We start from the raw sequence: 4,979 nt of genomic DNA on the forward strand, positions 1-4,979 counted from the left end.
CGCGGGTACATCTCGGCTTCGGGCGCCCTGGGCGCCGGGCGTCTATGGACGGCGCGGCGTCATCTACTCCCAAACGCCTGGCCTTCCCTGGCCTCGCTGGCCACAACCCACTTTGCCTGGGCGCTGCTCGGGATCACCACCCTGACCTTCCTCGGCTTGGCTGGGGACCCGTCACTGCCCGAATGGGGGGCGATGCTGAACAGCGGACGGCAGCATCTGCTCGATGCACCTCGGCTGGCGCTGCTTCCCGGGCTGGCAATCGCCTTTACCGTCCAGGCGGTTCACCACCTCGGGGACCGCAGCGCCGGCGGCGTGCGCCCAGGTTGACGGATTGTCGGACCCCTGCTAGCCTTGCGCTGGCACTACCGGAAGGTGACCTGCACTGATGATCTACGTCCTCATTGGGCTTGCTCTGATCTTCGACTTCCTGAATGGCGTCCATGACAGCTCGAACGTCGTCGCCACCCCGATCAGCTCCGGGGCGATCCCGCCGCGCCGCGCCTTGCTGCTTGCAGCCGCCGCGAATTTCATCGGCCCTTTTTTGTTCGGGGTGGCGGTGGCGACGACCATCGGCGACGACCTGCTCGTCCAGGACGCCATCACCACCACGGCGGTGATCGCTGGCCTAGTGGGAGCGATCGTCTGGAACATCTTTACCTGGTATGCCGGCCTGCCCTCCTCCTCCTCCCACGCCTTGATCGGTGGGCTGGTCGGGGCAGCCCTGGTCGAGAGCGGGCTGCAGGCTATCCAGCTTGCTGGCCTGACCCGAATTGTCATTGCCCTGCTGGTCTCACCCATCCTGGGGATGGGCTTTGGCTACGTCGTGATGTCTATCTCCTTGTTCGCCTCGCGGGGAGCAACGCCCAAGATCAACCACTTCTTCCGCCGTGCTCAGTATGGGACCCTGATCGGACTGGCGCTGAGTCATGGCACCAATGACGCCCAGAAAACCATGGGCGTGATCACGTTGGGGCTGGTCACGTCCGGGATGCTGGAGACCTTCGAAGTCCCAACCTGGGTGATCTTCATCTGCGCCACCGCCATCGCCCTGGGGACTGCCCTGGGCGGTTGGCGCTTGATCCGCACGCTGGGCGGAAAGATCTTCCGCATCCGCCCGATACATGGGTTCACCTCGCAGCTCGCTGGCGCGGCGGTCATCATGGGCGCCGCCATTGCGGGTGGCCCGGTCAGTACGACTCAGGTCATGAGCACATCGATCATGGGCGTCGGCGCGGCCGAGCGGGCCAACAAAGTCCGCTGGATGGTCCTGAGGGATCTAATGGCGGCCTGGCTGTTGACGATCCCGGCCGCGGCCATGCTCTCGGGCGTGACGATGTGGCTGATCCTCGCCTTCGCCTGACCCGCCACCCAAGACCCAGCCGGCCCGCCCAGCGCTCTCCCCGGGCGCGGGGCATTGTCCTGTGCCAAAACGCACCGGCCGCACCCGGGCAGGCATCCGGCCCCTATCGGGAACCATCAGGCAGGCGTCGGAGGATCAACCTCACCAGCTCGCGCTCGACCCCCGGCCGTGACGCAACCCAGTGGATCTCTGGGTCGTCGGGGCGGAACCAATTGCACTGCTGGCGGACCAGCACCCGCGACCGCCGGCGGATCTCTTCGATTGCCCGGGCCAGCGTCCACTCGCCCAGAAGATACCGCACGATCTGCGCGTAGCCGATGGCCGACAGGCTGGGAGCATCGGCAGGGACACCTCGATCGAGAAGGCGCTGCACTTCCTCGACCAGGCCGCGCTGAAGCATCGCATTGATCCGGGCGTCCAGGCGAAGGTACAGCTCGGGCCGGGGAAGGGTGAGGCCAAAGACGAGGGACTGGAATGGAACCGGATGCCGCCTGGGGCGCAGGCTAGCCGGGCTTCCGGTGATCTGATGCACTTCCAGCGCCCGAATCACTCGCCGGACATTGCGGCGGTCAATCCTGGCAGCGGATACCGGATCGGTCTCGGCCAGCATGGCGTGCAACGCATCCGCTCCGGCCTGCTCGGCGGTCCTCTCCCAACCCCGCCGGACCTCCAGGTCGAGAGTACCCGGGGACAGGGCCCACCCCTCGAGCAGGGCGCGGACATACTGTCCCGTGCCACCCACGACGATGGGCAGGCGGCTCCGGGCGTGGATCTCGTCGATCGTCACCAACGCCGCCCCGCAGAACTGCGCCAGACTCCAGGTCTCGGCGGGTTCAGCAATGTCGATCAGGTGGTGCGGAACCCGCGCCCGGTCTTCGAGGGACGGCTTGTCGGTCCCGATATCCAGGCCGCGGTAGAGCAGCCGGGAATCCACCGACACGATCTCGCCGCCGATCTGCTCGGCCACCTCGATCGCCACACGGGTTTTGCCCACCGCGGTCGGTCCAACGATGCCCACCACGACGGCCGGCACGCCAGGCGGCTTCATGTTTGCAGCACATCTTCCAGGTGATTCAGCCGGGTCACCCTCCCCTGCCGGTCCACGTCAACGGCGATCACATCCACTCGCCAGGGCTGTTCCAACAGGGCGTGAGCCCCAAGGTAGGCCCAGGCGCACCGTTCGATGCGAGCTAGCTTCCGCGGGGTCACAGCCTCCTCGCCGGCACCGTAGTGCATCGATGAGCGCGTCTTGACTTCGACCATCACCAGCCCCCCGGCCTTCTCGGCAACGATGTCGATCTCGCCTCCCGGGCAGTGCCAGTTGCGGTGGCGCAGGGCGAACCCTGCTCCCGCCAGGTAGTCGCAGGCCGTGGTCTCCCCCAGGCGCGCCAGTTCCTGGCGATTCAATGGATGGCCGACCTCAGGCGGTTGGTGAATTGGCGCCAGGCCGGGTCGCGCCTCTTGCGGGGCGCGGCGATCAGGCGCTGGTACTCGTCCAGCACCAGGCGGCTGGTTCGGGAGATGTCGAAGGCTTGCGCTGACCGGAGCGCCCCACCGGCAAGGCGCTGACGCAGCTCCGGATCAACGACGATCCGGGTGAGCTGGGCTGTGAAGGCCGCCAGGTCCTGGCGGCTGAGCAAGCCATTGACTTCGTCCTGGATCGTGTCGCTCACGCCGGGCGAGTCGATCCCCACGGCCGGAAGCCCGCAGGCCAGGGCCTCGATGATCGAAAGTGGATGGACCTCGGTGACCGAGGCGGTGACGCACACGTCACTGGCTGCCAGATAGCCGGGCACTCGGGCGTAGTCGACCATGCCGGCGAAGAACACCCAGCCCCCGATTCCCAGTTTCTGCGCCATCAATTCCAACTTACCTCGCTCCGGTCCATCTCCCACCATCAGCAAACCTACGGCGGCCACGGCCTCCCGAACCCCAGCAAATGCTCGCAGCAGCGTCCCAAGATTCTTCTCCGGGCCGAGGCGTCCGGTGTACACCAGCAGCAGCGCCTCGTCCGGGATCCCCAGGCGGGCGCGATGGAGCGGGTCTCTTGGAACGCAGAAGGGCGCCAGGTCGATGCCATTCGGAATCACCTTGACCGGCGACGCCACCCCCAGCTCGCGCAGGACTCCCCGCAGCCCCTGGGAGGGCGCTATCGTCAAGTCGACCTCCGAGCAGAAGAACGGCAGGTAGGCCTGCAACAGGCCGGTCCGGATGCGGTCGGGCAGCGCTGGGAGGTAGTACTGGGCGTAGAGGTCGTATCGGGTGTGATTGGTGAACACGACCGGGATGCCAGCCGGGCGGCAGTAGCGCAGGCCGAGGCCACCACTGAGAAACGGATGGTGAACATGGACAATGTCCATCGACTGGATCATGCGCCGCACCTGGCGAGTGTGGCGGAGCGAGAGATGGTATCCCGTGTGCGCCAGTGGGAGCCCGGGGGATCGAAGGACCGTCGGGTCCTCCGCCCCGAGCGCGGCATCACCGAAGGTGAAAACGAAGACATCGTGCCCCGCGGCTTGCAGGGCGCGCTGATTCAGGCTGATGTAGTTCGTGATCCCGCTGACGTGCGGCTTGTAGGCGTCCGCCATCATCCCGACGCGCATCGCAGACCTCCCGCATCCCAATCCTAGCCACAGGGCGTGCCGGCGTCAAGCGCCGGGCCGGTCAGGCGCTTCGAAGTGTCGTGCGTCTTGTCCGGGACAAGGGCGCGGGGGCGGCCTGACGCCAGACTCTCCCAAGTCATCGGCGACACGGTCTGCCTGGGCGATCGCCCGATCACCTGGGCACATCGGCCGCACCGAGACTGACCGGCCGGTCTCCATCCGCCGGTCCCACAGTTCCGCAGCCAGTGCCGTTCGGATTCGTCAAAGCGCCTCGTCGCCGCCTTCGTCCCCTGCCAGGTCAGGTAGTAAGCTTCCTGAGTTCAACCAGGAGCCGTTGGCGGGAGCAGCTGCGAACGGCCGGGGATCAACCTGACTAAGACCTGTAAGGCAATTGACACCGCAATCACCTGTGCTAGACTGATCGTTGCGCAGGGTTTGAGCATGATTTCGGCAGGCTTTCTCCGCCAGAGCGATATCTTCTTCGATCTCGACGAAGCCCAACTGGAATGGATCGCGGCCATCTGCCGCGAGCAGGGCTTCGCCAGCGGGCAGATCATCTTCGAGGAGAACTCTGCGAGCGATGAGTTGTACATTATCTTGCGCGGCGAGGTCGAGATTCTGATCGACCCCAGCCTGGTCAGCGACCAGCCGGAGGCAGTTCCCCGGCCCACCACTATCGCCACCCTGCGCCGTGGCCAATCCTTCGGCGAGGTCGCCCTGGTCGACCAGGGCCTCCGATCGGCCAGCGCCCGCAGCGCCAGCCATGACACCCTGCTTCTGGTCGTGCCGCGGGACAGCCTGATGGCCCTGTGCGGGCAGCATCCGGACCTGGGCTTCCGCCTGATGCGCAACCTGGCTGCCGAGTTGGCCGTCAAGATCCGCAGCACCGACCTGCGCATGCGGGAGGAACTCCTGTACACCCAGCGCCCCCGGCGCCAGGCCTAGACATCGCCTCGTCCACCTTACACCTCAGGGCGCAATCCCAGTGGACCAGGCCCAAAGAACCGGCCACCCTC

Annotated in this window: 6 protein-coding genes; 3 read left to right on the forward strand and 3 right to left on the reverse strand. The window is 66.3% G+C overall.

The genetic code is table 11. The annotated features are described in order from the left end of the window. Together MUO23_00005 and MUO23_00010 are read left to right on the forward strand one after the other, a co-directional pair. Positions 1-327 (forward strand): ABC transporter permease subunit (locus MUO23_00005; GenBank protein ID MCJ7511333.1); only part of this gene is annotated, 327 nt, incomplete at its 5' end. A 58-nt stretch (positions 328-385) separates the two neighbouring features. Beyond that, positions 386-1,360: an inorganic phosphate transporter gene (locus tag MUO23_00010; protein MCJ7511334.1), complete on the forward strand. Its 975-nt coding sequence runs from the start codon at positions 386-388 to the stop codon at positions 1,358-1,360. A gap of 103 nt (positions 1,361-1,463) precedes the next feature. On the opposite strand, the gene miaA is transcribed toward MUO23_00010, so the two are convergent. Genes miaA through MUO23_00025 form a run of 3 tightly spaced genes read right to left on the reverse strand, consistent with a single transcriptional unit; the run spans position 1,464 to position 3,963 of the window. Further along, positions 1,464-2,408: a tRNA (adenosine(37)-N6)-dimethylallyltransferase MiaA gene (gene miaA / locus MUO23_00015; protein ID MCJ7511335.1), complete on the reverse strand. Its 945-nt coding sequence runs from the start codon at positions 2,406-2,408 to the stop codon at positions 1,464-1,466. Further along, complete coding sequence (locus MUO23_00020) at positions 2,405-2,767, reverse strand: YraN family protein (protein ID MCJ7511336.1); 363 nt, start codon at positions 2,765-2,767, stop codon at positions 2,405-2,407. Before MUO23_00020 ends, miaA begins: the two co-directional genes overlap by 4 nt. Next, positions 2,764-3,963, reverse strand: a complete 1,200-nt coding sequence (locus tag MUO23_00025) for a glycosyltransferase (protein ID MCJ7511337.1) — start codon at positions 3,961-3,963, stop codon at positions 2,764-2,766. The genes MUO23_00020 and MUO23_00025 overlap by 4 nt, the downstream gene beginning before the upstream one ends. A gap of 441 nt (positions 3,964-4,404) precedes the next feature. On the opposite strand from MUO23_00025, the gene MUO23_00030 reads away from it, so the two are divergent. Beyond that, positions 4,405-4,908, forward strand: a complete 504-nt coding sequence (locus MUO23_00030) for a cyclic nucleotide-binding domain-containing protein (GenBank protein ID MCJ7511338.1) — start codon at positions 4,405-4,407, stop codon at positions 4,906-4,908. Positions 4,909-4,979: the final 71 nt, after the last annotated feature.

The sequence above is a fragment of the Anaerolineales bacterium genome (assembly GCA_022866145.1).
Taxonomy (GTDB): Bacteria; Chloroflexota; Anaerolineae; order Anaerolineales; family E44-bin32; genus PFL42.